Below are 25,132 nucleotides of genomic sequence, written 5' to 3'. Positions count from 1 at the left end.
AGGGCTTGCGCGGGCGGATGTCGCTCAACTGAACTGGGGGTGAAGCGCGCAACCCGCACTAACCCGGCGAGGCACGTCGTGTCCGACCAGTTCGACGTCATCGAGGCAGGGGGGCGCGGCCGCCGCCGGTGGATCGGGCTCGCGGTGGTGCTGGCTCTGCTGGTGATCCCGGCCGTCAGCCTGCTGCTCAGCCGCGACCCGCGGCAGGAGCCGCCCCCGCCGTCCGCCACCACGCCCATCCGCTCGCTCACCACGATCGAGAACGGCCCCAACGCCCTGCGGATCCCGGCCAGGACCAAGGGCCACGACGAGATCATCGACGTCGTCTTCCCCGACGGGCTGAAGGCCGAGGTGCGCTACCCGGCCGACCTCGACCTCAACGAGCTGGGGGTGCGGCCGTTCCAGGGCGCGTGGATCGACGGGCGGTTCCGGCAGTTCAGCGTGCCGTACAACGGGGTCGCCGAGGTGACCGGCGGCGGCCGGCCGATCAGGAGCTACGGCCCCGGCGTCACCTTGTGGCCGCGCCAGCCGGGCGGGGGCAGCGGGCAGGTGCTGCTCTTCGCGTTCGGACGCTGGCGGCTGGCGATGCAGGACAGGGGTGAGGGGCTGACCTTCGACCAGCGCGCGGCCCTGGCGCGGGATCTGCACGGCAAGGTGACCCGGGACGGCTACCTGGTGCTGTCGGGCGAGGGATCGGTGCGGCTGGCCCGTCCGGGGGCCGTGACCCAGGAGGGGCCGGCCGGGCCGCAGCTCTGGTTCGGCGGGGGAGTGCGGGAGATGGTCGTGCTGGCGCCCACGCCCGACTGCGTCAGGAAGGCCCGGCTGCCGAAGGTGATCGAGGGACGCGGGCGTCCGGCGGAGTGGACGTGCCGGGGGGACGTGGAGGTCGCCGTCGCCGGACCCGAGGAGTTCCGGCGCCGCGCCCTCGCCGGAATCCGGGTGACGGTCAGGCGCTGAGTCACGGCCGGCGGCTCGCTCGGGCGGGGCGGTGTCGTGGGTGGCGGCGGGTCGGTTAGTAGGGTGCGGCCATGTTCGCCGTAACCGCCACACAGACCGATCCCGACAATCCACTCGCCGGGCTGACGCTCGGTGAGCACCCCGACCCGAAGGCGCCCGACGGCTGGACGACCGTCTCGGTACGTGCCGCCGCCCTCAACCACCACGACCTGTGGACGCTCAAGGGCGTGGGCATCAGGCAGGACCGGCTGCCGATCGTGCTCGGCTGCGACGCCTCCGGCGTGGACGAGGACGGCAACGAGGTCATCGTGCACGCCGTCATCGGCACGGGCGCGGACGAGACGCTCGACCCCAGGCGCTCCCTGCTGTCGGAGGTGCACGACGGGACGTTCGCCGAGCGGGTGGCCGTGCCGCGGCGCAACCTCGTGCCCAAGCCGGCCGCGCTCAGCTTCGAGGAGGCCGCCTGCCTGCCCACGGCGTGGCTGACCGCGTACCGCATGCTGTTCGACAAGGCCGGGCTCGAACCGGGCTCGACCGTGCTGGTGCAGGGCGCCGGCGGCGGCGTCGCGACCGCGCTGATCGCGCTCGGCCGCGCGGGCGGCTTCCGGGTCTGGGCGACCAGCCGGTCGGAGGACAAGCGCGAGCGGGCCCGCGAGCTCGGCGCCGACCAGGTCTTCGAGACGGGCGCGCGGCTGCCCGAGCGGGTGGACGCGGTCATGGAGACGGTCGGCCAGGCCACCTGGGACCATTCGCTCAAGTCGCTCAGGCCGGGCGGCCGCATCGTGGTCTCCGGCGCCACCAGCGGCGCGGTCCCGTCCGCCGACCTCAACCGCGTCTTCTTCCTGCAGCTGTCCGTGGTCGGCACCACCATGGGCACCCGCGACCAGCTCCAGCGGCTGGCGGTGTTCCTGGAGCAGACGGGCGTGCGGCCGATGATCGACCGGACGCTGCCGATCACCGAGGCCCGGGACGGCTTCGCGGCCATGGCCGAAGGCGAGATCTTCGGAAAAATCGTCTTTACCAGCTGAATAAGTGAAGGGTTACTTGTCCGCCTTCCGGGTGATACAGGAAGAATGACGTCGTATCACCCTGGAGGCGTTCACCATGAACGTTGAGCCGTTCGGCCCGGGTTCGATGCACTGGGACACCGCGGGCGAATACCGCAACCTGCTCGTGGCCGGCAGCGCGCTGGTCCTCCAGACCATGCATCCGGCGGTCGGCGCGGCCGTGGCGGAGCACTCGACGTACAAGGACGACCCGTGGGGGCGGCTCAACCGCACGCTCGCCTCCGTCCAGAAGTGGGTCTACGGCGGTGAGGGCGGTCTGGCCGAGGGGCGGCGGCTGCGCGAGCTGCACCGCTCCATCAGCGGCGTGGACGAGCACGGCCGCGCCTACCACGCCCTGAACGGCGAGGCGTGGGCCTGGGTGCACCTGTCACTGTTCGAGCGGTTCATCACGCTCAACCGCTACTTCGGCACCCCGTACACCGAGGAGCAGCAGCGCCGCATGTACGCCGAGTCGCGGCAGCTCGGCGCGATCCTGCAGGTGCCGGAGCGGGAGATGCCGGCGGACCTGGAGGCGTTCTGGCGCTACTTCGACACGATGATCGCCGAACGGCTGGAGCCGCACCCGACGGCGCTGGAGGTGCTCGCCGTCATGCGCGGCACGCCCGCCCCGCCCGGCCTGCCGAGGCCGCTGCGCCGGCTGTGGACGCCGGTGGGGCTGGGGTCGGGGGAGTTCAACCACTTCGTCACTGTCGGGACCCTGCCGCCGGCCGCGCGCAGGAAGCTCGGCCTGCGCTGGACGGCCCGGGACGAGCGGCGGCTGCGGCACCTCGGGCGCGCCGTGGCGATGCTGACCGCGCGCCTGCCCGAACGCCTGCGCTACATGCCGGTCGCCTACCACGCCCGCAGAGCGGCCCGCGGCCACGGACGCCCGCAACCCTCGCAACGCCCGCTGCGCTCGGCCTAGCGCCGGCTCAGCGGCGGCTCAGCGGCGGAGGATGTCGCGGATGCGGGCGGACGCCTCGTCGAGCACGGTGTGCAGCTCGTGCAGCTTCTGCGTGGTCAGGGCGGCGTCGGCGGCCTCCGTGCGGGCCTGGGCCACGAAGTCGGCCAGCAGCTCGCCCAGCTCGCTGTCGAGCTCGGTCCGGCGCACGGTGTCGCCGCCGAGCGTGGTCCAGATGTCCGACCAGATCCGGCGCCACTCGCCGGCCAGCCGGTCGCTCTCCACCTGCCACTGGTTGGCGTGCGCCATCCACTGCCGCTTCTGCTGCTCCTTGAGCCGTTTGAGCTCCTCGGCCCGCGCCTTGGCGTCGTCGCGGGCGCCGGTGCGCACGTCCTTGGCCATTCGGGTGAGCTCGTCGCGCAGCGACTTCACCGTGTCGCGGACGTCCTCCTTGACCTCGCGGGCGATGTCCCGCACCGAGGCGGAGATCTCCTGCTCCAGGTCGTCGAGTTCGTCGAGCCGGGCGTTGAGCTCCTCGCGGCCCTTGTCGGTGATGGAGAACACCTTCTTGCCCTCGATCACCTCGTGCGTGACCAGGCCCTCCTCCTCCAGGCGGGCCAGTCGCGGGTAGATCGTGCCGGGCGAGGGCGAGTAGACGCCGAGGAAGCGGTCCTGGAGCAGCCGGATGACCTCGTATCCGTGCCGCGGGCTCTCCTCCAGCAGCTTGAGCAGGTACAGCCGGAGCCGGCCGTGACCGAAGACAGGGCTCATTCCTTCTCTCCCTTGAGCAGCGCGACCTCGCCCGAGACGGTGTACGCCGACAGTGAGGCCATGCCGCCCCCCAGCCGTCCGGACAGCGCCTTGGAGCCGGGGCTGTTGTTCGCCGACAGTCCGTCGAACGTGGAGCTCAGCCTGCCGGAGGTGGACCTCATGCTGACGTCGGACTCGACGTTCTCCGGCACCCGCACCAGGATGGCACCCGAGACGCTGTTGAGCGTCACATGACTCGTGGGCCGGAGCGTCAGGTCGGCGGTGATGCGGCCGGACACCGTGCTGGCCTTGAGCCGGCGCGGGCTGCCGTCGGCGAGGGTCAGCTCGCCCGAGACGGTCTTCAGCGCCAGGTCGCCCTCCATGGCGCGGCTCTCGATCGAGCCGGAGACCGTGGTGGCGCTCACCTCGCCGCTCACGCCGTCGAGGACGACCTCGGAGGACACGCTCTTGACCCGGGTGGACCGCTCGAACCCGGCCAGCACCGTGGACGCCGAGACCACCTCCGTGTTCACCCGGCAGCCCTTGGGCACGGTGAGCGTGAGGTTGGTCCTGCGCTTGTCGCGCCGCAGCCAGCCGAGCAGCCCGTCCAGGGTCAGGCCCTCGTAGGTGACGACCAGCTCCTTGGTCAGCGGGTCGTAGCTGACCAGCAGCGGCGCGGCCGACTCGATCTCCGTCAGCTCCAGCGTGGGCGGCCCCTCGCTGGCCAGGACGGCCAGCCTGCCGGCGACGATCCGCACGTCAAGTGACTCAACCGGCCCGAACGTGAGCTGCTCGGGAGCGTCCAGCGTCCACTTCTCCATGAACGTATGCCTCCTTGACGAGTACGTCTCCTACGAGAACACGATATGTCGCGTTACTCGAAAACTCAAGATGTATCGCGTCTCGGCGGCGGAATCCCGTCAGTCGTCGTCCTCGTCGTCGAGGCGGGCCAGCCAGGTGGCCAGCCGCTCGATCGGGGTCTCGAACTCGGGGTTGAGATCGACGAACTCGCGCAGCCGCTCGCCCAGCCAGAGCACGCTGACCTCTTCCTCGCCCCGCCGATCGACCAGCTCCTCGATCCCTCGATCGGTGAAGTACATGGGTTCTCTCCTTCGTGCAGGCAGGGGCCTCACCCTGCCGGTCAACGCAGAAGCCCCCGGCCGGACGGCCGGGGGCTCACTGGCGGCCTGCTCAGCCGAAGAGCTGGTGGAGGATCTCCTCCAGCTCGGTGTCGTGCGAGTTGTGCGAACCCGTCGCGGGCGAGCTGTTCGGGGTCCGCGAGACGCGGCGCAGCGACCGGCCGCCGAGCGTCTGCGGGTCTTCGGCCAGCTTCAGCGTCAGGTAGGGCCACGGGCCCATGTTCACCGGCTCGTCCTGGGCCCACACCAGCTCGGCCTGCTGCCCGTAGCGGGCCAGCTCGGCGGTGAGCTCCTCGGTGGGGAACGGGTAGAGCCGCTCAAGACGGACGATCGCGACGTCGTCGCGGCCCGTCTTGTCGCGCTGCGCGGCCAGGTCGTAGTAGAGCTTGCCCGAGACCAGGACGATCCGGGTGACCTTGGCCGGGTCGACCGTGGTGTCGCCGATGACCGGCTGGAAGGTGCCGGTGGTGAAGTCGGACGCCTTCGACGTGGCCGCCTTGTGCCGCAGCAGCGACTTGGGCGTGAAGACCACCATCGGCTTGCGCCGGTTGGACTCCACCTGCCAGCGCAGCAGGTGGAAGTAGTTGGCCGGCGTGGACGGCTGCGCGACCGTCATGTTGTCGAGCGCGCAGACCTGCAGGAACCGTTCGATCCTGGCCGAGGAGTGGTCGGGGCCCTGGCCCTCGTAGCCGTGCGGCAGCAGCAGCACGACGGAGGAGCGCTGGCCCCACTTCTGCTCACCGGACGAGATGAACTCGTCGATGATCGTCTGGGCGCCGTTGACGAAGTCGCCGAACTGCGCCTCCCAGGCCACCAGGGCATCGGGACGCACGACGCTGTAGCCGTACTCGAAGCCGAGCGCCGCGAACTCGCTGAGCAGCGAGTCGTAGACGTAGAACTTCGTGGTGCCCTCGTTGAACTGCTTCAGCGGCGTGTGGTCGGCGCCGGTCATCCGGTCGACCAGCACCGCGTGCCGCTGGGTGAACGTGCCGCGCCGGGAGTCCTGGCCGACCAGGCGCACCGGGTGGCCGTCGATCAGCAGCGAGCCGAACGCCAGCGTCTCGCCCATCGCCCAGTCGATCGAGTCGGTCTCGACCATCTGGCCGCGGCGCTGCAGCACCGGCGCCAGGCGCGGGTGCGGCGTGAAGCCCTCGGGCAGGTTGAGCTGGGTGTCGACGATGCGCTTGAGCGTCTCGTCGCTGATCGCCGTCGGCGTGTCGGCGTGGGACCACTTGACGACCTCGGCCGGGGGCACCCGCATGGCGGCCGCCTCCTTGGGCTTCTTGGCCGCCTCGCGCGTCTCGGTGAACGCCTGCTCCAGCTTGGCCTGGTAGTCGCGCAGCGCCGACTCGGCCTCCTCGACCGTGATGTCGCCCCGGCCGATCAGCGCCTCGGTGTAGAGCTTGCGGGTGGAGCGCTTGGCGTCGATCAGGTCGTACATCAGCGGCTGGGTGAAGGCGGGGTTGTCGCCCTCGTTGTGGCCGCGGCGGCGGTAGCAGATGAGGTCGATGACGACGTCCTTGCGGAACGCCTGGCGGTATTCGTAGGCCAGCTGGCCCACGCGCACCACGGCCTCGGGGTCGTCGCCGTTGACGTGGAAGATCGGCGCCTGGATCATCCGCGCGACGTCGGTCGCGTAGACCGACGAGCGGGAGGAGGCCGGCGAGGTGGTGAAGCCCACCTGGTTGTTGACCACCACGTGCACGGTGCCGCCGGTGCGGTAGCCGCGCAGCTGCGACAGGTTGAGCGTCTCGGCCACCACGCCCTGGCCGGCGAAGGCCGCGTCGCCGTGGACGAGGACGGGAAGGACGGTGAAGCCCTCCTCGCCACGCTCCAGAAGGTCCTGCTTGGCGCGGACGACGCCCTCCAGCACCGGGTCGACCGCCTCCAGGTGGGAGGGGTTGGCCACCACGGACGCCGTGATCATCTTGCCGCTCGGGGCGGTGAACTCGCCGCTCGCGCCCAGGTGGTACTTGACGTCGCCGGAGCCGTGGGCGGTGCGCGGGTCGATGTTGCCCTCGAACTCGCCGAAGATCTGCGCGTAGGACTTGCCCACGATGTTGGCCAGCACGTTGAGCCGGCCGCGGTGGGCCATGCCGATGACGACCTCGTCGAGGCCCTCGTCGGCGGCGTCGCTGATCACCGAGTCGAGCAGCGGGATCAGGGACTCGCCGCCCTCCAGCGAGAAGCGCTTCTGGCCGACGAACTTCGTCTGCAGGAACGTCTCGAACGCCTCGGCGGTGTTGAGCCGGGACAGGATGTTGAGCTGCTCGTCGCGCTCGGGCGAGGCGTGCGGCTTCTCCACCCGCGCCTGGATCCAGGCCCGCTCCTCGGGGTTCTGGATGTGCATGTACTCGATGCCGACCGTGCGGCAGTAGGAGTCGCGCAGCACGCCCAGGATCTCGCGGAGCTTCATCAGCGGACGGCCGCCGAAACCGCCCGTGGCGAACTCGCGCTCGAGGTCCCACAGGGTCAGCCCGTGGGACTGGATGTCGAGGTCGGGGTGCTTGCGCTGCTTGTACTCCAGCGGGTCGGTCTCGGCCATCAGGTGGCCGCGCACGCGGTAGGCGTGGATCAGCTCGATGACCCGGGCCGACTTGGCCACGTCGTCGTCGTGCGAGGCCGAGATGTCCTGGACCCAGCGCACCGGCTCGTACGGGATGCGCAGCGCCTCGAAGATCTCGTCGTAGAAGCCGTCCTCGCCGAGCAGCAGCCGGTGGATCTGGCGCAGGAAGTCGCCCGACTGGGCGCCCTGGATGATCCGGTGGTCGTAGGTGCTGGTCAGCGTCATGACCTTGGAGACGGCCAGACGCGACAGCGTGTCGGGCGAGGCGCCCTGGTACTCGGCCGGGTATTCCATCGCGCCGACGCCGATGATCGTGCCCTGGCCGGGCATCAGGCGCGGAACGGAGTGGACGGTGCCGATCGTGCCGGGGTTGGTCAGCGAGATCGTGGTGCCGGAGAAGTCGTCGACGCCCAGCTTGCCCGCGCGGGCCTTGCGGACGACCTCTTCGTAGGCCACCCAGAACTGGCGGAAGTCCATCTCCTCGGCGCCCTTGATCGAGGGCACGAGGAGCTGGCGCTCACCGTTGCTCTTCTGGACGTCGATCGCCAGGCCGAACCCGACGTGCTCGGGCTTGACCAGCGTGGGCTTGCCGTCGACCTCCGTGTAGGAGTAGTTCATCTCCGGCATCGCCTTCAGCGCCTTGACGATCGCGAAGCCGATCAGGTGGGTGAAGGAGATCTTGCCGCCACGCCCCCGCTTGAGGTGATTGTTGATCACGATGCGGTTGTCGATGAGCAGCTTGGCCGGGATGGCCCGGACGCTGGTCGCCGTCGGGACCGTCAGGGACAGGTCCATGTTGGCGGCCGTGCGTGCGGCGGCGCCGCGCAGCTTCACCTCCTCGGCGCCCTTGGGCACCGGGGTGGCCGGCTGCTTCGGCTTCTCGGCTGCCGGAGGCGCCTTCGGGGGCGCCTTGGGAGGTGCGGGCGCGGTCGCAGTGCCGTTCGCCGCCTCCCTGACCGGGGTCCGGCCCGGTCCGTAATCAGGGTTGTAGTCAGCGAAGAAGTTCCACCAGGCCTTGTCGACAGACTCTGGATCTTGAAGGTACTTCTGGTACAGCTCGTCGACAAGCCACTCGTTCTGACCAAAGCTTGCCAGCGGGTTTGTCCGCGACGACTCAGACGACACGGCGGAAATCGCCCTCTTCCGCAGATCGGCGTTGATGTTAGAGAACCTGTCCAAGGCTACTCGCCCGGACCGGCAGCGCGCGCCGAAGAGCGCGCGCCGCCTCGAACGATCCTCTCAGGACACGCCGAAGAGGTCACGCCCGCCTAGTCAATCCAGGGAGAGCCGCCATTGTTACTGTTTGGTATCAACGTATGGCCGGCAGGTTTATTTCCCTCCGGGCACGATTCTGCTGGTGATCCGCACCCCGGGTGACAGCTCCTCCAGCAGCTCCGCCAGCTCCTTGCCGGCCTGCTGGAGCTCCTCCATCGACATGGGCTCCAGCCGTTCGAGGAGGAAGATCGCGTTGGTCGTCTCCTCGGTGAGCCGGGTGCGCGCCACCTGACGCCAGTTCCACCGGCGGCAGGTCACGCCGGCGTCGTCGCGCCAGATCACCTCGCCGGGCTCGGGCTGCCCGAGCGCCTCCTCGGAGTGCTCGTCGCCGGTCGCCCGCACCAGCCGGGCCGGGCCCTGGTAGCGGTCGAGGTCCTCGCCGCCGATGGGCAGCGCGTGCTTGACGCTGATCGTGTTGTACGCGTCGACCACCCGGTTGATCTCGGGCAGCGGCATGCGCCGGGTCAGGGCGTCGACCGAGGGCCTGGTGCGCTGCGGCTTGGCGCCGAAGGCGCGGTAGGCGTCCTTCCAGGCGTCGATCTTGTCGGCCTGGACCTCGCACGCCGACGCCTCGGCCAGCCAGGCGCGGGTGCGGTCGTCGGTGGGGCCGTTCCGCAGGCCGTGGGCCAGCATCACCAGCACGGCGAAGTCGGGGCGCAGGGCGAGGACGGCGTCGTCCACGCGGATGTCGTCGAGCATCCGCCCAGTTTAGAAGGCCGGCGAATTCGCAAAAATCACTTTGCAAAAAAGCCTTTGCGGTCTAGGGTCGTGCTCATGGAGGAGCAGTACAGGATCAGTGACCCGCAGGTGCTCAAAGTGGTCGCCCACCCCTTGCGGGTGCGGCTGCTCGGGCTGCTGCGCAGCGACGGCCCGGCCACCGCCAGCGAGCTGGGCCGCAAGGTCGGCGAGAGCTCCGGCTCGACCAGCTACCACCTGCGGGAGCTGTTCAAGTACGGCTTCATCGAGGAGGACCCCGACCGGCGCGACGGCCGCGAGCGCCGCTGGCGGGCCCGCCACCGCTACACCTCCTGGGACAACCAGGAGCTGTCCGGCACCCCCGAGGGCCGGGAGGCGGTCCGGATCATGCGCATGCGCCAGGTCGAGGTGCTCGCCCGCGTTAACCAGGACTACGACGAGCGCGAGTGGGCCCCCGAGTGGGTGCGGGCGGCCGGGCTGAGCGACGACATCGTCGAGCTGCCCGCGGCCGGGCTGAGGGAGTTCAACGACCGGGCCATGGAGCTGCTGCGCGACCTCGCCGCCCGCTACTCAGGCGACCCCGACGCCCGCCAGGTCAACATCTGGATGGGCGGCTTCCCCCGCGACGATTCCCCCCGCGACGATTCCCCCCGCGACCGTTCCCCCCGCGACCGTTCCTCCCGCGACGGTTCTCCCGCCGACGGTTTTCCCAGCGACAAGGAGCAGGACCGATGACCGCTCGTTCCGCGTTACGGCGCTACATGCTCGTCAGCTTCCTGACCTGGCTGCCGCTGGGCCTGATGGCCGCCGTCATGGTGCTGCTGATGACCGACAGAGGGCTCGGCCTGACCCAGATCGGCCTGGCGGTGACCGTGTTCTCGGTCGTCACCGTCAGCCTGGAGCTGCCCACGGGCGGCCTGGCCGACGTCATCGGACGGCGGATGGTGCTGGCCGCCTCGGCGGTGTTCACCGCGGCGGCGCTCGCGCTGATGAGCGTCTCGACGACGTTCGGGATGTTCCTCGTCACCTGCGTGATCAAGGGCGTGGCCAGGGCGCTGTCCAGCGGCCCGGCCACCTCCTGGTACGTCGACACCCTGCACGGGCTCGAAGGCGAGGACGCCGACCTCAAGCCGGGCCTGGCGCGCGGCGGCGCACTGGAGTCGGTGGCCCTGTGCGCCGGGGTGCTGGTCGGCGGCGCCGTGCCGCTGCTGGTGCCGCCCGGGACGATCACGCCGCTGGCCGTGCCGCCGCTGCTGGGGGCCGTCGCGGCCGTCGTCCTGCTGGTCGTGGTGGTGTTCGCGCTGCCCGAGCCGGCCCACGCGCGGCGGTCGCTGGGGAGCGTGCTGCGCGAGGTGCCCTCGACGGTGGTCGGCGGGATCCGGCTGGCCGCCGGGGGAGCGGTGCTGCGCCGCCTGATGCTCGCCGCCGCCGCGTCCGGCGTGCTGCTGATGACGATCGAGCTGCTGACCCCCGGCCGCCTGGCCGAGCTGGCCGGCACGTCCGAGCGCGGCAGCCTGGCCTACGCCGTCGTGGCGGCTCTGGGATACGCCGCCAGCGCCACGGGCAGCGCGATCGCGCCCCGCGTGGCGCGCCTGGCGGGCGGCTCGGCCCGCGGCGCGGCCATGGGGGCGGTGCTCTGCGCGCTCTCGGTCGGCTCGCTGGCCGCCACCGCCGGGCTGGACGGCGTGCCCGGCCTGGTGACGGCCGGGCTGGCCTACCTGGTCATGTTCGCCGGGCTGTCGGTGACCGGGCTGCTCTGCCTGGAGATGCAGCACAACGCGGTCTCCGCCGCCGAGCGCACCACGGTCACCTCGACGTCCTCGCTCTCGCTCCAGGCGGGCGGGGTGCTGGCCAACTCCACGCTCGGCGTCCTGGCCGGGCAGGCGGGCGCGTCGGCCGCCTGGTGGGTGGCCTCGGGGGTGGTGCTGGCCTCGGCGCTGCTGTTCGTCGCGATGCCGAGGCCGGGGGTCACAGGCTCCAGTCGAGTTCCGGTCCTACCGGAACGATCCTGCTCGGGTTGATGTTCGTCTGGGTCATGTAGTAGTGGCGTCTGATGTGGTCGAAGTCCGTGGTGTCGCGGAATGCGGGGATCGCGTAGAGCCTGCGGGTGTACGCCCACAACGCCGGATAGTCGGTCAGCCGCCTGATCGAGCACTTGAAGTGGCCGTGGTAGACCGTGTCGAACCTGACCAGCGTGGTGAACAGCCGCACATCGCTGTCGGTGAGCGTGCCGAAGAGGAACTCCGACTCGGCCAGGCGCACCTCCAGCAGGTCGAGCGTGGTGAACACGCGGGCGACCGCCTCCTCGTACGCCTGCTGCCCGCGGGCGAAGCCGGCCTCGTAGACCGCGTTGTTGAGGCCGTGGTAGAGGCGGTCGTTCATGATGTCGATGTCCGGGCGCAGGCGTTCGGGGTACAGGTCGGGCGCGCTGCCCCACGACGTCTCCAGATCGAGGGTGATCTGCGGGAAGTCGTTGGTGACCAGGCGTTCCTCCCGGCTGTCCCAGATGCACGGCACGGTGTAGCGGCCCGTGTAGCCCGGTTCGGTCGCGTGGTAGAGCTCCGACAGGTACGGCGGGTCGCCGTCGGGGATCCGCCAGCCCTTCTCGTCGCGGATGGGGTCGACGATCGTGACGTCCAGCAGGTCCTCCAGGCGGAGCAGGGCGCGGACGATCAGCACGCGCTGTGCCCACGGGCAGGCGTAGGAGGCGTAGAGCCGGTAGCGGCCGGGCTCGGGCGGCCCGAGCCGTTCGGTGAAGCGGTTCGGCTGCCGGACGAAGCGGCCATCGTCTGAGATCTCGCGGCTCAGCTTCATGACCCCTAGTAGAACATGATTCGGGACCAGAACTATATTCGGGGCCATGGCAAAGTTCGTGGTGACTCCTTCCAGCGTGGCCCAGCGTGAGGCATGGATGAGCGGGGCGGTTCCCGAGGTCGAGCGGGTCCGGCCGGGGCTGTGGTCGATCCCGGTGCCCATCCCGGTCAACCCGCTGCGGTACGTGCTGGTCTACGCCCTCGAACTGCCCGACGGTGTGGCCATCGTGGACGCCGGATGGAACACCGACGAGGCCTACGACGCCCTGGCCGCCGGGCTGGCCGTGGCCGGCTACGGGATCGCCGACGTCAGGGCCGTCCTGGTCACCCACCTGCACCCCGACCATTACGGCCTGGCCGGACGCGTCCGCGAGGCGTCGGGCGCCTGGATCGGGCTGCACCCGGCCGACGCGAACCTCGTGCGCGAGCGGTACGACGACGACGCCATCGACTCGCTCGTCCAGCGGGAGCGGGCCCTGCTCCGGCGCTCCGGCGTGCCCGACCTGAGCCTGGACGAGCTGGCCGGGGCCTCCATGATGATCAGGCACATGGTCACGATGGCCCGTCCCGACCGGCTGATCGAGGACGGCGAGGACCTCGGCCTGCCCGGCTGGGACCTGCGGGCCGTCTGGACCCCCGGCCACACGCCCGGCCACCTGTGCTTCGTCTCGCCGGAGCGCAGGCTGCTGCTCTCCGGCGACCACGTGCTGGCGAAGATCACCCCGATCGTGGCCGTGCACCCCCAGTCGGGTCCCGACCCGCTGGCCGACTACCTCGGCTCGCTGGCCGCCGTCCGCGAGCTGGAGGTGGACGAGGTGCTGCCCGGCCACGAGTACCGCTTCCTGGAACTGGCCGGACGCGTCGACCACGTGCTGGCCCACCACGACGAGCGGCTGGCCGAGATCGAACGGGTCGTCGGCGAGGACGACGGCGTGACCTGCTGGGACGTCGCCACCCGGCTGAGCTGGTCGCGCCCCTGGGAGACGATCCCGCCGTTCATGCGCCGGGCGGCCAACAACGAGACGCTGGCCCACCTGGTATGGCTGGCCGGACGGGGCAGGGTACGCAGGGAGGAGGGCGAGCCCGAGCTCTGGAGACGCGCCTGAGCCGGTCGGTTATCGTACTCCTACCAGAATGTTGTTCTCTTGCTCTGGAGGTTCGATGCTTCGGTTCGATGACAGGGTCGCGATCATCACGGGCGCCGGGCACGGCCTCGGCAGGGCGCACGCGCTCCTGCTCGCCGAGCGGGGCGCCAAGGTCGTGGTCAACGACCTCGGCGGCGCGCTCGACGGCACCGGCGCCTCCACCGGCCCCGCCGCCGAGGTGGTCGAGCTCATCACCAAGAACGGCGGCCAGGCCGTCGCCAACGCCGACAACGTCGCCACCCCCGAGGGCACCAGGGCGCTCGTGCAGACGGCCGTCGACGCGTTCGGCCGGGTCGACATCGTCGTCAACAACGCGGGCATCCTGCGGGACAAGTCGTTCGGGAAGATGACCGTCGAGGACTTCGACGGCGTGCTGGCCGTGCACGTACGCGGGTCGTACCTGGTCAGCCAGGCCGCCTACCCGCTGATGAAGGAGGCCGGGTACGGCCGCATCGTCAACACCTCCAGCCCGGCCGGCCTGTTCGGCAACTTCGGCCAGGCCAACTACTCCACCGCCAAGATGGGCCTGGTCGGGCTGACCAAGACGCTGGCCATCGAGGGCGCGCGCAACGGCATCAAGGCCAACGCCATCGCCCCCATCGCCTGGACCAGGATGACCGAGGCGCTGCTGCCGGCCGAGTTCGAGGCCAAGTTCACGCCCGAGCGGGTGAGCGCGCTGGTCGCCTACCTCGTGCACGACTCGTGCGAGTCGAGCGGGGAGGTGTTCACCGTCGGCGGCGGGCGGGTGGCCCGCGTGTTCGTGGCCGAGGGGCCCGGCTGGAAGGCCGACGACCTCACCCCCGAGGCGATCGCCGACAACTGGGGCTCGGTGATGGCCGAGCAGCCGTACGTGCTGACGGCCGGCGACTCGATGAAGGCCATGCTCTAGCGCCGGAGCCTGCCGGAAGCCGGTCATCGCCCGCCGGGGCGGTGGCCGGCTTCCGCGCGTTCGGGAGGGTTCCGGCGAACGTCTCATGCCAGGCTTTGTTCGATCTTCGGCATAAGTCCGCGAGGTTCGGTCGAATCAGACTCTTGATTTGCCGCATGAGTGATCTTATTGTTCCCGCATGACCCCCCAGCCGGGCTCGGCTGCCGACGTCCTGACGCTCATCAGCGCCGGATCGGCGACCACCCGATCCGATCTCGCGCGCCTCACCGGACTGGCCAGATCCACGATCTCCCAGCGGGTCGACGCGCTCATCGAGCGCGGCCTCGTCGAGGAGACCGAGAGCGGCGAGTCCACCGGCGGCCGTCCCCCGCGCCAGCTCCGCCTGCACACCGAGGAGCACGCCTTCGCCGGCGTCGACCTCGGCGCCACCCACTGCCGGGTCGCGCTCATGGACCTGACCGGCGGCCTGCTGGCCGAGTGCGAGGACCCGCTGGAGATCGGCGAGGGCCCCGACAAAGTGCTCGCCCACGTCGACCAGCGGCTCGACCGGCTGCTCGGCGAGGCAGGACGGCCCCGCGCCGCGCTGCGCGCCATGGGCATCGGCGTGCCCGGCCCGGTGGAGTTCGCCACCGGCCGCCCCAACAACCCCCCGATCATGCCCGGCTGGAACGACTACCCCGTCCCCGAATACTTCGACGGCATCCAGGTGCTGGTCGACAACGACGTCAACGTCATGGCGCTCGGCGAGCACCGCAACGCCTTCGCCGGCACCAGCCACCTGCTGTTCGTCAAGGTCGGCACCGGCATCGGCTGCGGCATCGTGGCCGACGGCAAGCTCCACAGAGGAGCCCAGGGCTCGGCCGGCGACATCGGGCACATCCGCGTCAGCGGCCACGACGACGCCGGCTGCCGCTGCGGCAACAGCGCCTGCCTGGAGGCCGTGGCCGGCGGCGCCGCCATCGCCCGCCGGCTCGCCGAGCTCGGGCTGGCCGCCGAGACCGGCGCCGACGTCGTCGCGCTCGTCCAGGCGGGCAACACCCAGGCGCTGCGGCTGGTCAGGGAGGCCGGCCGGCTCATCGGCGAGGTGCTGGCCGGCCTGGTCAACTTCTTCAACCCCGAGGTCATCGTCATCGGCGGCGCGCTGTCCCGCGTCCACGAGCACCTCCTGGCCGGCATCAGGGAGACCATCTACCGCCGGTCGCTGCCGCTGGCCACCCACCACCTGTCCATCACCCCGAGCCGCACCGGGATCAACGCCGCCGCTCTCGGCGCGGGCCTGCTCGCCATCGAGCACTACCTGTCACCGGACAACATCAACCGCATCGTCAACGCCTGAAGGGGACCCCGATGCTGGTCATGAAGGGCATCGTCAAGCAGTTCCCCGGCGTGCGCGCGCTCGACGGGGTCGATCTCGACGTACGGGCGGGCGAGGTCCACTGCCTGCTCGGCCAGAACGGCGCGGGCAAATCCACCCTGATCAAGGTGCTGGCCGGCGTCCACCAGCCCGACGAGGGCACGATCGTCTTCAACGACGCGCCCGTCCGGCCCACCAGCCCCAACGACGCCATCCGGCTCGGCTTCGCCACCATCTACCAGGAACTCGACCTGGTCGACGGCCTCAGCGTCGCCGAGAACATCTTCCTCGGCCACGAGCACGCCCGTTTCGGGTTCGTCAACCGCCAGGCCGGCCGCCGGGCCGCCCGCGAGGTGCTGGAACGCCTCGGCCACGGCGAGATCCGCCCCGCCACCGAGGTCGGACGGCTCTCACCGGCCGCCAAACAGGTCGTCTCGATGGCCCGCGCCCTCTCCCACGACGCCCGCCTGATCATCATGGACGAGCCGTCGGCCGCCCTGGCCCACGACGAGGTCGCCAACCTGTTCCGCATCATCCGCGAGCTCACCGCCCAGGGCGTGGCCGTCGTCTACATCTCCCACCGGCTGGAGGAGATCCGCGAGATCGGCGACCGCGTCACCGTGCTCAAGGACGGGCGCACCGTCGCCGTCGGCCTGCCCGCCCGCGACACGCCCACCGCCCGCATCGTCTCCCTCATGACCGGCCGCAACGTCGAGTACGTCTTCCCGCCCCGCCCCACCCGGCCGCCCGGCGAGGAGGTGCTGCGCGTGGAGAACCTGACCGCGCCCGGCGTCTTCGCCGACGTCTCCTTCTCCGTGCGCGCCGGGGAGATCGTCGGACTGGCCGGGCTCGTCGGCAGCGGACGCTCAGAGATCCTGGAGGCCGTCTACGGAGCCCGGCCCGCCTCCGGCCGCGTCACGCTCGCCGGCCGCCCGGCCCGCCGCCGCGTGACCGGCGCCGTCCGGCAGGGCATGGGCCTGGCCCCCGAGGAACGCAAGGCCCAGGCCCTGCTGCTCGACCAGAGCGTCACCGCCAACATCACGCTCGGCACCCTGCCGCAGTTCGCCAGGTTCGGCTGGATCGACCGCGGCCGCGAACGGGCCGAGGCCGCCCGCCTGGCCCAGCTCCTCGACATCCGCCCGCCCGACCCCGAACGCCCGATCAGGACCCTGTCGGGCGGCAACCAGCAGAAGGCCGTGCTCGCCCGCTGGCTGCTCGGCGGACGCAGACTGCTGCTGCTCGACGAGCCCACCCGCGGCGTCGACGTCGGCGCCCGCGCCGAGCTGTACGCCGTCATCCGCGACCTGGCCGACCAGGGCATCGGCGTGCTGCTGGTCTCCAGCGAGGTGCCCGAGGTGCTGGGGCTCGCCGACCGGGTGCTCGTGCTGCGCGAGGGCGCCGTCATCCACGAGGGCGAGGCGGCCGGCCTGGACGAGCACCGCGTACTGGACATGATCATGGATGGGAGGGCCGCGTGATGAGCGAGCCCATAGAGGCGCCCGAACGACCCGCCGCCGGGGTCGCCCGGCCGAGACCGTCCCTGCTGAACGGGGTCGCCGAGATCCGCCACCTCGGCCTGCTGGGCGCGCTGGCGCTGCTCGTGGTCGTCGGCCTGGTCACCCGGTTCGACAACTTCGCCACCACCTCCAACCTGGTCAGCATCCTGGCCCTGGCCGCCACGATCGGCGTGATCACCGTCGGGGCCACGTTCGTGATCATCGGCGGCGGCATCGATCTGTCCGTCGGCGCCGTCATGGCCCTCGCCTCCGTCTGGGCGACCACGCTGGCCACCCAGTCGTACGGGCCGGTGGTGATGGCCGTCTGCGCGATCCTCGTCGGCACCGGGGCCGGGCTGGTCAACGGGCTGCTGATCGCCTACGGGCGGATGGTGCCGTTCATCGCCACCCTGGCCATGCTGGTGGCCGCCCGCGGCCTGGCCCAGCGCATGTCCGACAGGAAGACCCAGCTCATCCACGTCGAGGGCATCGTGCAGCTGTCCACCACGCGGTTGCTCGGCATCCCGCTGCTGGTCTACGTGTTCGCCCTGGTCGTGGTGCTGGGGTGGATCGTCCTGAACCGCACCACGTTCGGCCGCCGCACGTACGCGGTCGGGGGCAACCCCGAGGCGGCCAGGCTGGCCGGCATCGACGTACGCAGGCACACGATGCTCCTGTACGCCCTGTCCGGCTTCTGCTGCGGCGTCGCCGCGATCCTCATCATGGCCCGTACGACGACAGGCTCGTCCACCCACGGCGACCTGTACGAGCTCGACGCCATCGCCGCCGTCATCATCGGCGGCACCCTGCTCACCGGAGGCCGGGGCACGATCATCGGCTCGATCCTGGGCCTGCTGATCTTCACCCTCATCACGAACCTGTTCATCCTCAACGGGCTCAACACCAGCGACCAGCTGATCGCCAAGGGCCTGATCATCGTCGTCGCCGTCCTTCTCCAGCGGCGGAACCTGAAAGCGAGAGCATCATGAGTGAGAACGTCGCGCGCAGGGGATTCCTCGTCGGCGGGGCTGTGCTGTTAGCGGCGGGTTGCACCAGCAACGAGCCGGCGGCCGCTCCCTCGTCGGCGGCGCCCGCGCCCGCCCCCGCCGCGAGCGGCAACGACGAACCCGGCCAGAAGGTGACGATCGGCTTCTCCGCGCCGGCCGCCGACCACGGCTGGATCGCGGCCATCGCCAAGAACGCCGAGAGCGCGGCCAAGCAGTACGGCGACGTCGACTTCAAGGCCGTCGAGCCGACCAACGACATCAACCAGCAGATCTCCGCTGTCGAGTCGCTGATCGCGGCCAAGGTGAACGCCCTGGTCATCCTGCCGAACGACGGCCAGCAGCTGAACCAGGTCGCGCTGCAGGCGACGCAGGCGGGCATCCCGGTCATCAACCTCGACCGGGTGTTCCCCGACAAGCTGGCCTACCGGACGTGGATCGGCGGCGACAACTACGGCATGGGCGTCGCGGCCGGGCACTACATCGGCAAGCAGCTCAAGGACAAGGGCGTCGCGAACCCGGTGATCGTCGAGATCCAGGGCATCGCCACGCTGCCGCTGACCCAGGACCGCAGCAAGGGCTTCGCCGACGCGCTGAAGACGTACGGGTTCAGCGTCACGGCCAAGCAGGACGCCAAGTTCACCGTCGAGACCGGCAACCAGGTGGCGACCTCGCTGCTGCAGGCGCACAAGAAGATCGACGCCCTGTGGAACCACGACGACGACCAGGGCGTCGGCGTGCTGGCCGCCATCAAGGAGGCCAACCGCGACGAGTTCGTCATGGTGGGCGGCGCGGGCTCGCTGAACGCCATGAAGGAGATCCAGGCCGGCACGTCGGTGCTCAAGGCCACCGTCACCTACAGCCCGACGATGGCCTCCTCGGCCATCAGGCTCGCCAGGTTGATCGCGCAGGGCAAGGGCATGAGTGACCTCGTGGAGAATCAGGTTCCCCAGTCGATCACCCTCGCGTCGGAGACGATCACCAAGGAGAACGTCGAGAAGTATCTGGCGCTCGGATTCGAATCCTGATCGGGGGTTGCATGTCAGACAAGACCACCATCGGCGTGGGCATGATCGGCTACGCGTTCATGGGCCGCGTCCACTCCCAGGCCTGGCGGAGCGTCGGCGCGTTCTTCGACCTGCCGCTCGCGCCGCGCATGGCGGTGCTGGCGGGCCGGTCGAAGGAGCAGACCGCCGCCGCGGCCGCCCGGCTCGGCTGGGCCGACGTCGAGACGGACTGGCGGGAGCTGGTCCGGCGGGACGACGTGCAGATCGTCGACATCTGCACGCCGGGCGACTCGCACGCCGAGATCGCGATCGCCGCGTTGCGCGCCGGCAAGCACGTGATCTGTGAGAAACCGCTGGCCAACACCGTCGCCGAGGCCGAGGCCATGGTCGCGGCGGCGGCCGCGGCGCCGGGCAGGAGCATGGTGGCCTTCAACTACCGGCGGGTCCCGGCGGTCGCCCTGGCCCGCCGGTACGTCGAGGAGGGCAGGCTCGGCGAGATCCGGCACGTACGCGCCCAGTACCTCCAGGACTGGATCGTGGACCCGGAGTTCCCGCTGGTGTGGCGGTTGCAGAAGGACAAGGCGGGCGCGGGGGCGCTCGGCGACATCGGCTCGCACATCGTGGACGCCGCCGAGTTCGTCACCGGCCAGCGCGTGGCGGGCGTGTCGGGGCTGACGGAGACGTTCGTCAAGGAGCGTCCGCTGGCGGGGGAGTCGGCGGGGCTGGGCGGGTCCCGTACGGAGGAGAGGGGGACGGTCACCGTCGACGACGCCGCGCTGTTCATCGGCCGGATGTCGGGCGGCGCGCTGGCCTCCTTCGAGGCCACCAGGTTCGCGACCGGGCGCAAGAACGCGATGCGCATCGAGGTCAACGGGCAGCTCGGCAGCCTGGCGTTCGACTTCGAGTCCATGAACGAGCTGTGGTTCAGCGAGGGCGGGGGCGGGTTCGAGCGGATCCTGGTGACCGAGCCCGACCATCCCTACGTGGGGGCGTGGTGGCCGCCGGGGCACGGGCTCGGCTACGAGCACACCTTCACCCACGAGATCAGAGACTTCCTGGAGGCCGTCGCGACCGGCGCCGACCCTTCGCCGTCGTTCGCCGACGGGCTGCGGGTGCAGCGCGTGCTGGCGGCGGTGGAGGCGAGCGCGGCCGACGGCGGCCGGTACACCCCTGTGGAGGACTGATGAGACCAGTGACGCTGTTCACCGGGCAGTGGGCGGACCTGCCGTTCGAGGAGGTGTGCAGGCTGGCGGCCGAATGGGGCTACGACGGCCTGGAGATCGCCTGCTCGGGGGACCACTTCGACGTGGCGCAGGCGGTGGCGGACCCGTCGTACGTGGAGCAGAAGCGCGCCCAGCTCGACAAGCACGGCCTGAAGGTGTGGACGATCTCCAACCACCTCGTCGGCCAGGCCGTCTGCGACCATCCGATCGACGAGCGGCACAAGGCGATCCTGCCGGCGCGCATCTGGGGCTCGGGCGACCCGGAGTCGGTGCGGCGGGCCGCGGCCGAGGACATGAAGGACACCGCGCGGGCGGCGGCGGCGCTCGGCGTGGACACGGTGGTGGGGTTCACCGGGTCGTCGATCTGGCACACCGTGGCCATGTTCCCGCCGGTGCCGGCGTCGATGGTGGAGGCCGGCTACCAGGACTTCGCCGACCGCTGGAACCCGATCCTCGACGTGTTCGACGAGGTCGGGGTGCGCTTCGCGCACGAGATCCACCCGAGCGAGATCGCCTACGACTACTACACGACGCAGCGGACGCTGGAGGCGATCGGGCATCGTCCGGCGTTCGGGCTGAACTGGGACCCGTCGCACATGGTGTGGCAGGACCTCGATCCGGTGGCGTTCATCCTCGACTTCAAGGACCGGATCTACCACGTCGACTGCAAGGACACCCGGGTCCGGATCGGCGACGGGCGCAAGGGGCGGCTGTCGTCGCACCTGCCGTGGGCGGACATGCGGCGGGGATGGGACTTCGTCTCCACCGGGCGCGGTGACGTGCCGTGGGAGGACTGCTTCCGGGCGCTCAACTCGATCGGGTACGACGGGCCGATCTCGATCGAGTGGGAGGACGCGGGGATGGACCGGCTGGACGGCGCCCGCGAGGCGCTGGGGTACATCCGGCGGCTGAACTCCATCACGCCGCCCGCCACGGCCTTCGACGCGGCCTTCTCCACCACGTAGGACCGCGTAGGACCACGTAGGACCACGTAGGACCACGTAGGACCACGTAGGACCACGTAGGACCACGTAGGACCACGTAGGGCCTGCTGGTCACGGGCCGGGCGACCGCGCGTCCGGCCCGTGCCGCGCGTCCGGGGCGGGCCGGCGGGCGGTCATCAGCCCGACGATCATGATCAACCCGCAGACGAGGAACGGCCAGCCGTAGGGCCGTCGTGGCGCCCAGCCGTCGAAGGTGGTCGCCACCCCCACCAGCGTGACGGCCGCCGCCGCGAGCCACCCGAGTGCCCGCCCGGCCACGCGGGCGCGCAGCGACGCCAGCAGGACCGCCAGGACGATCCCCGGCCAGGCCATCAGGACGAAGTCCCAGACGTGGGCGGGCCCCGGCGCGTGGGCGCGGAGCGCGCCGTTCAGCGGGCCGGCGGCGAGGTAGAGCGGGAAGGCCATGACGGTCATGGCCAGGTCGCCGTACAGGCCGTCGCCCAGGCGGCCGTCCTGGGTCAGCCAGGTCAGCGTGAGCACCGCGGCGGCGTACGCGAACGCCGCCGACAGTTTCTGGCCCCTGGCGATGGCTGCGATCATCGGACGCCTTCCCCTGCCCCGTCACCGCTCCGGCGGTCCCACGGTAGAGCGCCCGGCGGGCCGTGGCCGGGCCCATGGGAAACCCTTGCCGGAACCGGTCAGGACCCTGGCGGAGCGGGTGGCGGGCCGTCCCCGTCCTTGGCGCACGCCGGCGCGTCCGCCTCCGCGCCCCCGGAGGCGCTGTCGGTGCCCTGCGGGACGCCCAGCTCGACGCAGCAGTGGCCCGGCCGCGGGATCAGGGTGGCCTGGACGGCCGGGGCGTCGAGGCCGTCGAGGAACCCGGTCAGGAACGCGTGGTTGATGCCGCAGACCAGCTCGGGGGCCTTGGCGGCCAGGGGGTGGAAGGGGCAGTTGCGCAGCCGGACCAGGGTCGGCGTGTCGCGGCTGGGCTCGAAACCGTGGCGTTCCAGGACCTGCTGGGCGCAGGTCAGGGCGCGCTCGGGGCCGAGCCGGGCGCCGCGCAGCCCGCCGCGTTCGGTGTTGCCGAGGTCGTGGCCGCGCTCGCGGGCCAGGCGGCGGGCCGCCTGACCGGCGCTCTCGCCGGGCGTCTCGGCCAGCACGGCGTCGAGCAGGATGTCGGCGAGCAGGACGGGTTCGCGCTGGGGGATGCTGACCTGGACGTCGAGGTCGGAGGGTTCGTACACCTTGGGGGCGCGGCCGACGCGGCGCAGCCCGCCCGGCTGTTCGTAGCGGGTGGCGAGCAGGCCGGCGTCCACCAGTTTGTCCAGGTGGAAGGCGGCGAGCTTGCGGGAGATCCCGACGCTTCGGGCCGCCTCGTCGCGGGTGACGGCCCGCCCGGCGCGGCGGATGAACTCGTACATGCTGCGGCGCAGGTCGTCGCTGAGCGCGGCGACCGCCGCGAGGCTCGTGGAGTCGGACGTCACGCATCCACCTTAACGCCTAGAAAACTTGTGAATCATCTGAAGCCATGCCTTTGTGCTGGGGAGGTTGACGCCACCGTCGAATATGTCCAAGACTTGTTGGTGAAATAGGAGGTGGGTCATGGACGAGCTGACCGGCCGGGCCAAGCGGCCGGTGACGGCGCTGGCGGGCCCGTACGGGCATCCGGCGCACCCGATCCTGGTCACGGTGCCGATCGGGGCATGGGTGGCCAGCCTGGTCTTCGACGTCGCCTCCCACGTGGTGTCGCCGGGCGGCTTCCTGGCGCAGGGGTCGGTCTGGCTGATCGCCCTCGGCGGCCTCGGCGCGCTGGCCGCCGCCTGCGTCGGGTTCCTGGACCTGTTCGCCATCCCGCCCCGCACGCCCGCCTTCCGCACCGGTCTGGTGCACATGGCGCTCAACCTGGCGGTCACCGCCGGGTACGCGGCCGGGTTCGCCTGGCGGCTGGGCGACGGACCGCCGGGGCCCGTGCCGGTGGGGCGGATCGTGCTGTCGGCGGTGTGCCTGGCCGTGCTCGGGGTGTCCGGCTACCTGGGCGGCAAGCTCGCCTTCCGCTACGGCGTCCGGGTCGCCGGCGAGGACACCCAGGCCGAGGGGTTCACCACCGGCCCGCCACGGTGAGGCGCCGCCTTCGGACACCCGCCATCTGACATACGAACGGCTCATCCTGGAAAGAAGGAAGATCGTGGAGATCGCGGCACTGATCACCTGGCTCGTCACCGCCGTCGGCGGCTTCTACATGCTCGGCACCTGGATCGCCCGCGGCGGCGTGGCCCAGTGGAAGGCCGGCGAGTCCCGGCTGCCCGCGCCGGTGCTCTTCGGGCACTTCCTGCTCGCCGCGGCGGGCCTGGTCGTGTGGATCATCTACCTGTTCGCCGACGCCCATGGGCTGGCCTGGCTCGCGTTCGGGCTGCTCGTGCCCGTCGCGCTGCTCGGGTTCGTCATGCTGGCGCGGTGGATCCCGGTCCATCGGGCGCGCGTCGCCCGGCTCGGCTCCGGCCCGGCGGCGGCCGGCTCGCCGGTTCCGGCCGAACGGCACTTCCCCGTCGCGGTGGTGGCGGGTCATGGGCTGTTCGCGGTCGTGACCGTCGTCCTGGTGCTGCTCACCGCGCTCGGCGTGGGCGGGAGCTGACGTGCGTCGCGATCACCACGCCCTTCGCCCAGGAACAGGACAGAAAGAGGAGATCCGACCATGCCTGCACCCGCGACCATCGTGATCGCCGGCGGCGGCCTCGCCGCCGCCAAGGCCGCAGAGGCCCTGCGCGGCGAGGGCTTCGACGGCCGACTCGTGCTGGTCGGCAGGGAGACGCACCTGCCGTACGAGCGGCCGCCGCTGTCCAAGGACTACCTCCAGGGCGCCGGCGAACGCGACAAGATTTTCGTCCACGACCGTTCCTGGTACGACGAGCACGACGTCGAGCTGCGGCTGGGCGTCGAGGTCACCGGCATCGACCCGGCCGGTCACCGGGTCACCCTGAGCGACGGCGAGCAGCTCGGCTACGACCGGCTGCTGCTGGCCACCGGCTCCCGGCCGCGCCGCCCGGACCTCCCCGGGGCCGACCGGCCCGAGGTGCTGTACCTGCGCACCGTCGACGACAGCGAACGCCTGCGCGCCACCCTGGCCGGCGCGGGCCGCGTCGCGATCCTCGGGGCCGGCTGGATCGGCCTGGAGGTGGCCGCCGCCGCCCGCGCCGCGGGGGCCGAGGTCACCGTGATCGAGACGGCGTCCGCGCCGCTGCTGCGCGTGCTGGGGCCGCACGTCGCCCAGGTGTTCACCGCGCTGCACCGCGAGCACGGCGTGAACTTCCTCTTCGACGCCCGTCCCGCCGAGATCACCGGCTCCGGGGTCCTGCTCGCCGACGGCGCCCACGTCGAGGCGGACGTCGTCGTGGCCGGCGTCGGCGCCGAACCGGACACCGATCTCGCGCGGGCCGCCGGGCTGACCGTCGAGGACGGCGTCAAGGTGGGGGCCGACCTGCGCACCTCCGACCCCGACATCTTCGCGGCCGGCGACATCGCCAACGCCTACCACCCGCTGCTGGGCCACCACGTCCGGGTCGAGCACTGGGCGAACGCGCTCAACCAGCCGGCCACCGCCGCCCGCGCGATGCTCGGCCGGGCCGGCGACTACGACAACCTGCCCTACTTCTTTACCGACCAGTACGACCTGGGCATGGAGTACGTCGGCCACGTCCCGCCCGGCCGCACGCCCGACGTCGTGGTCCGCGGCGACCTGGACGCCCGCGAGTTCATCGCCTTCTGGCTGGACGAGCAGGACAGGGTGCTGGCCGCGATGAACGTCAACATCTGGGACGTCACCGACCACACCCAGGCACTCATCCGGTCCCGCAAGCCCGTGGACCGGGCCGCGCTCGCCGACCCCGGCACCCCTCTCGACCAGCTCCTGCCCTCCTGACGCCGGATGCG

The 25,132-nt window shown here is 71.2% G+C and carries 24 protein-coding genes; 16 read left to right on the top strand and 8 right to left on the bottom strand.

Going from position 1 to position 25,132, the window contains the following annotated elements; all coding sequences use genetic code 11:
* Positions 1–78 precede the first annotated feature (78 nt).
* From ACIBQ6_RS09405 to ACIBQ6_RS09395, 3 genes are all read left to right on the top strand, one after another.
* Positions 79–957 (top strand): hypothetical protein, encoded by an 879-nt coding sequence (locus tag ACIBQ6_RS09405; protein ID WP_358288929.1) that lies wholly within the window; start codon positions 79–81, stop codon positions 955–957.
* Between the two features lie 71 nt (positions 958–1,028).
* Complete coding sequence (locus tag ACIBQ6_RS09400) at positions 1,029–1,985, top strand: zinc-binding dehydrogenase (protein WP_397210896.1); 957 nt, start codon at positions 1,029–1,031, stop codon at positions 1,983–1,985.
* A 76-nt stretch (positions 1,986–2,061) separates the two neighbouring features.
* A complete protein-coding gene (locus tag ACIBQ6_RS09395) occupies positions 2,062–2,928 on the top strand; it encodes an oxygenase MpaB family protein (RefSeq protein WP_397210894.1) in 867 nt (288 codons plus the stop codon).
* An 18-nt stretch (positions 2,929–2,946) separates the two neighbouring features.
* Here the strand turns inward: ACIBQ6_RS09395 and ACIBQ6_RS09390 are convergent, their stop codons facing one another.
* The 5 genes from ACIBQ6_RS09390 to ACIBQ6_RS09370 form a co-directional block, all read right to left on the bottom strand.
* On the bottom strand, positions 2,947–3,675 hold the full coding sequence (locus ACIBQ6_RS09390) for a helix-turn-helix transcriptional regulator (RefSeq protein ID WP_358288920.1): 729 nt from the start codon (positions 3,673–3,675) through the stop codon (positions 2,947–2,949).
* Positions 3,672–4,475: a DUF4097 family beta strand repeat-containing protein gene (locus tag ACIBQ6_RS09385; protein WP_364330797.1), complete on the bottom strand. Its 804-nt coding sequence runs from the start codon at positions 4,473–4,475 to the stop codon at positions 3,672–3,674. Before ACIBQ6_RS09385 ends, ACIBQ6_RS09390 begins: the two co-directional genes overlap by 4 nt.
* A gap of 99 nt (positions 4,476–4,574) precedes the next feature.
* Positions 4,575–4,754 (bottom strand): DUF6104 family protein, encoded by a 180-nt coding sequence (locus tag ACIBQ6_RS09380; RefSeq protein ID WP_352323532.1) that lies wholly within the window; start codon positions 4,752–4,754, stop codon positions 4,575–4,577.
* 91 nt (positions 4,755–4,845) lie between these two features.
* Positions 4,846–8,484 carry a multifunctional oxoglutarate decarboxylase/oxoglutarate dehydrogenase thiamine pyrophosphate-binding subunit/dihydrolipoyllysine-residue succinyltransferase subunit gene (locus ACIBQ6_RS09375; RefSeq protein ID WP_358288914.1) on the bottom strand — a complete coding sequence of 1,213 codons (3,639 nt, stop codon included), beginning with the start codon at positions 8,482–8,484 and terminating at the stop codon, positions 4,846–4,848.
* 204 nt (positions 8,485–8,688) lie between these two features.
* Positions 8,689–9,333, bottom strand: a complete 645-nt coding sequence (locus tag ACIBQ6_RS09370) for a phenylalanine--tRNA ligase beta subunit-related protein (protein ID WP_352323530.1) — start codon at positions 9,331–9,333, stop codon at positions 8,689–8,691.
* 75 nt (positions 9,334–9,408) lie between these two features.
* Here ACIBQ6_RS09370 and ACIBQ6_RS09365 point away from each other — a divergent pair, with 75 nt between their 5' ends.
* Both ACIBQ6_RS09365 and ACIBQ6_RS09360 read left to right on the top strand, forming a co-directional pair.
* A complete protein-coding gene (locus ACIBQ6_RS09365; RefSeq protein WP_397210891.1) occupies positions 9,409–10,065 on the top strand; it encodes a winged helix-turn-helix domain-containing protein in 657 nt (218 codons plus the stop codon).
* A complete protein-coding gene (locus tag ACIBQ6_RS09360; RefSeq protein ID WP_397210889.1) occupies positions 10,062–11,351 on the top strand; it encodes an MFS transporter in 1,290 nt (429 codons plus the stop codon). Before ACIBQ6_RS09365 ends, ACIBQ6_RS09360 begins: the two co-directional genes overlap by 4 nt.
* Here the strand turns inward: ACIBQ6_RS09360 and ACIBQ6_RS09355 are convergent.
* Complete coding sequence (locus tag ACIBQ6_RS09355; protein WP_358288903.1) at positions 11,299–12,144, bottom strand: glutathione S-transferase C-terminal domain-containing protein; 846 nt, start codon at positions 12,142–12,144, stop codon at positions 11,299–11,301. The two genes, ACIBQ6_RS09360 and ACIBQ6_RS09355, sit on opposite strands and share 53 nt — an antisense overlap.
* A gap of 46 nt (positions 12,145–12,190) precedes the next feature.
* Here ACIBQ6_RS09355 and ACIBQ6_RS09350 point away from each other — a divergent pair, with 46 nt between their 5' ends.
* From ACIBQ6_RS09350 to ACIBQ6_RS09315, 8 genes are all read left to right on the top strand, one after another.
* On the top strand, positions 12,191–13,249 hold the full coding sequence (locus ACIBQ6_RS09350; RefSeq protein WP_397210887.1) for an MBL fold metallo-hydrolase: 1,059 nt from the start codon (positions 12,191–12,193) through the stop codon (positions 13,247–13,249).
* 55 nt (positions 13,250–13,304) lie between these two features.
* Positions 13,305–14,177, top strand: a complete 873-nt coding sequence (locus ACIBQ6_RS09345) for an SDR family oxidoreductase (protein WP_397210885.1) — start codon at positions 13,305–13,307, stop codon at positions 14,175–14,177.
* A 178-nt stretch (positions 14,178–14,355) separates the two neighbouring features.
* Positions 14,356–15,513 carry an ROK family transcriptional regulator gene (locus ACIBQ6_RS09340; RefSeq protein WP_397210883.1) on the top strand — a complete coding sequence of 386 codons (1,158 nt, stop codon included), beginning with the start codon at positions 14,356–14,358 and terminating at the stop codon, positions 15,511–15,513.
* 11 nt (positions 15,514–15,524) lie between these two features.
* Positions 15,525–17,009, top strand: coding sequence for a sugar ABC transporter ATP-binding protein (locus ACIBQ6_RS09335; protein WP_358288894.1), 1,485 nt, complete (start codon positions 15,525–15,527; stop codon positions 17,007–17,009).
* Positions 17,009–18,016: an ABC transporter permease gene (locus tag ACIBQ6_RS09330; RefSeq protein WP_358288891.1), complete on the top strand. Its 1,008-nt coding sequence runs from the start codon at positions 17,009–17,011 to the stop codon at positions 18,014–18,016. Before ACIBQ6_RS09335 ends, ACIBQ6_RS09330 begins: the two co-directional genes overlap by 1 nt.
* Complete coding sequence (locus ACIBQ6_RS09325) at positions 18,013–19,059, top strand: ABC transporter substrate-binding protein (protein WP_358288888.1); 1,047 nt, start codon at positions 18,013–18,015, stop codon at positions 19,057–19,059. The genes ACIBQ6_RS09330 and ACIBQ6_RS09325 overlap by 4 nt, the downstream gene beginning before the upstream one ends.
* A gap of 11 nt (positions 19,060–19,070) precedes the next feature.
* A complete protein-coding gene (locus tag ACIBQ6_RS09320) occupies positions 19,071–20,222 on the top strand; it encodes a Gfo/Idh/MocA family oxidoreductase (RefSeq protein ID WP_358288885.1) in 1,152 nt (383 codons plus the stop codon).
* A complete protein-coding gene (locus ACIBQ6_RS09315; RefSeq protein WP_352323548.1) occupies positions 20,219–21,226 on the top strand; it encodes a sugar phosphate isomerase/epimerase family protein in 1,008 nt (335 codons plus the stop codon). Before ACIBQ6_RS09320 ends, ACIBQ6_RS09315 begins: the two co-directional genes overlap by 4 nt.
* A gap of 90 nt (positions 21,227–21,316) precedes the next feature.
* Here the strand turns inward: ACIBQ6_RS09315 and ACIBQ6_RS09310 are convergent, their stop codons facing one another.
* Entirely contained in the window at positions 21,317–21,805 is a 489-nt protein-coding gene (locus ACIBQ6_RS09310; RefSeq protein ID WP_397210880.1) for a hypothetical protein, read from the bottom strand.
* A gap of 98 nt (positions 21,806–21,903) precedes the next feature.
* Positions 21,904–22,689, bottom strand: coding sequence for a helix-turn-helix transcriptional regulator (locus tag ACIBQ6_RS09305; protein WP_397210878.1), 786 nt, complete (start codon positions 22,687–22,689; stop codon positions 21,904–21,906).
* A gap of 118 nt (positions 22,690–22,807) precedes the next feature.
* Between ACIBQ6_RS09305 and ACIBQ6_RS09300 the strand changes: the two genes are divergently transcribed.
* From ACIBQ6_RS09300 to ACIBQ6_RS09290, 3 genes are all read left to right on the top strand, one after another.
* Positions 22,808–23,326 (top strand): DUF2231 domain-containing protein, encoded by a 519-nt coding sequence (locus tag ACIBQ6_RS09300; RefSeq protein WP_397210876.1) that lies wholly within the window; start codon positions 22,808–22,810, stop codon positions 23,324–23,326.
* A 64-nt stretch (positions 23,327–23,390) separates the two neighbouring features.
* Positions 23,391–23,837 carry a hypothetical protein gene (locus tag ACIBQ6_RS09295; protein WP_397210874.1) on the top strand — a complete coding sequence of 149 codons (447 nt, stop codon included), beginning with the start codon at positions 23,391–23,393 and terminating at the stop codon, positions 23,835–23,837.
* Between the two features lie 60 nt (positions 23,838–23,897).
* Positions 23,898–25,121, top strand: a complete 1,224-nt coding sequence (locus ACIBQ6_RS09290; RefSeq protein WP_358288870.1) for an FAD-dependent oxidoreductase — start codon at positions 23,898–23,900, stop codon at positions 25,119–25,121.
* Positions 25,122–25,132 lie beyond the last annotated feature (11 nt).

The organism is Nonomuraea sp. NPDC049655, assembly GCF_044465465.1.
In the GTDB taxonomy this organism is placed as follows: Bacteria; Actinomycetota; Actinomycetes; order Streptosporangiales; family Streptosporangiaceae; genus Nonomuraea.
This window is presented reverse-complemented; position numbering and strand designations above follow the sequence as displayed.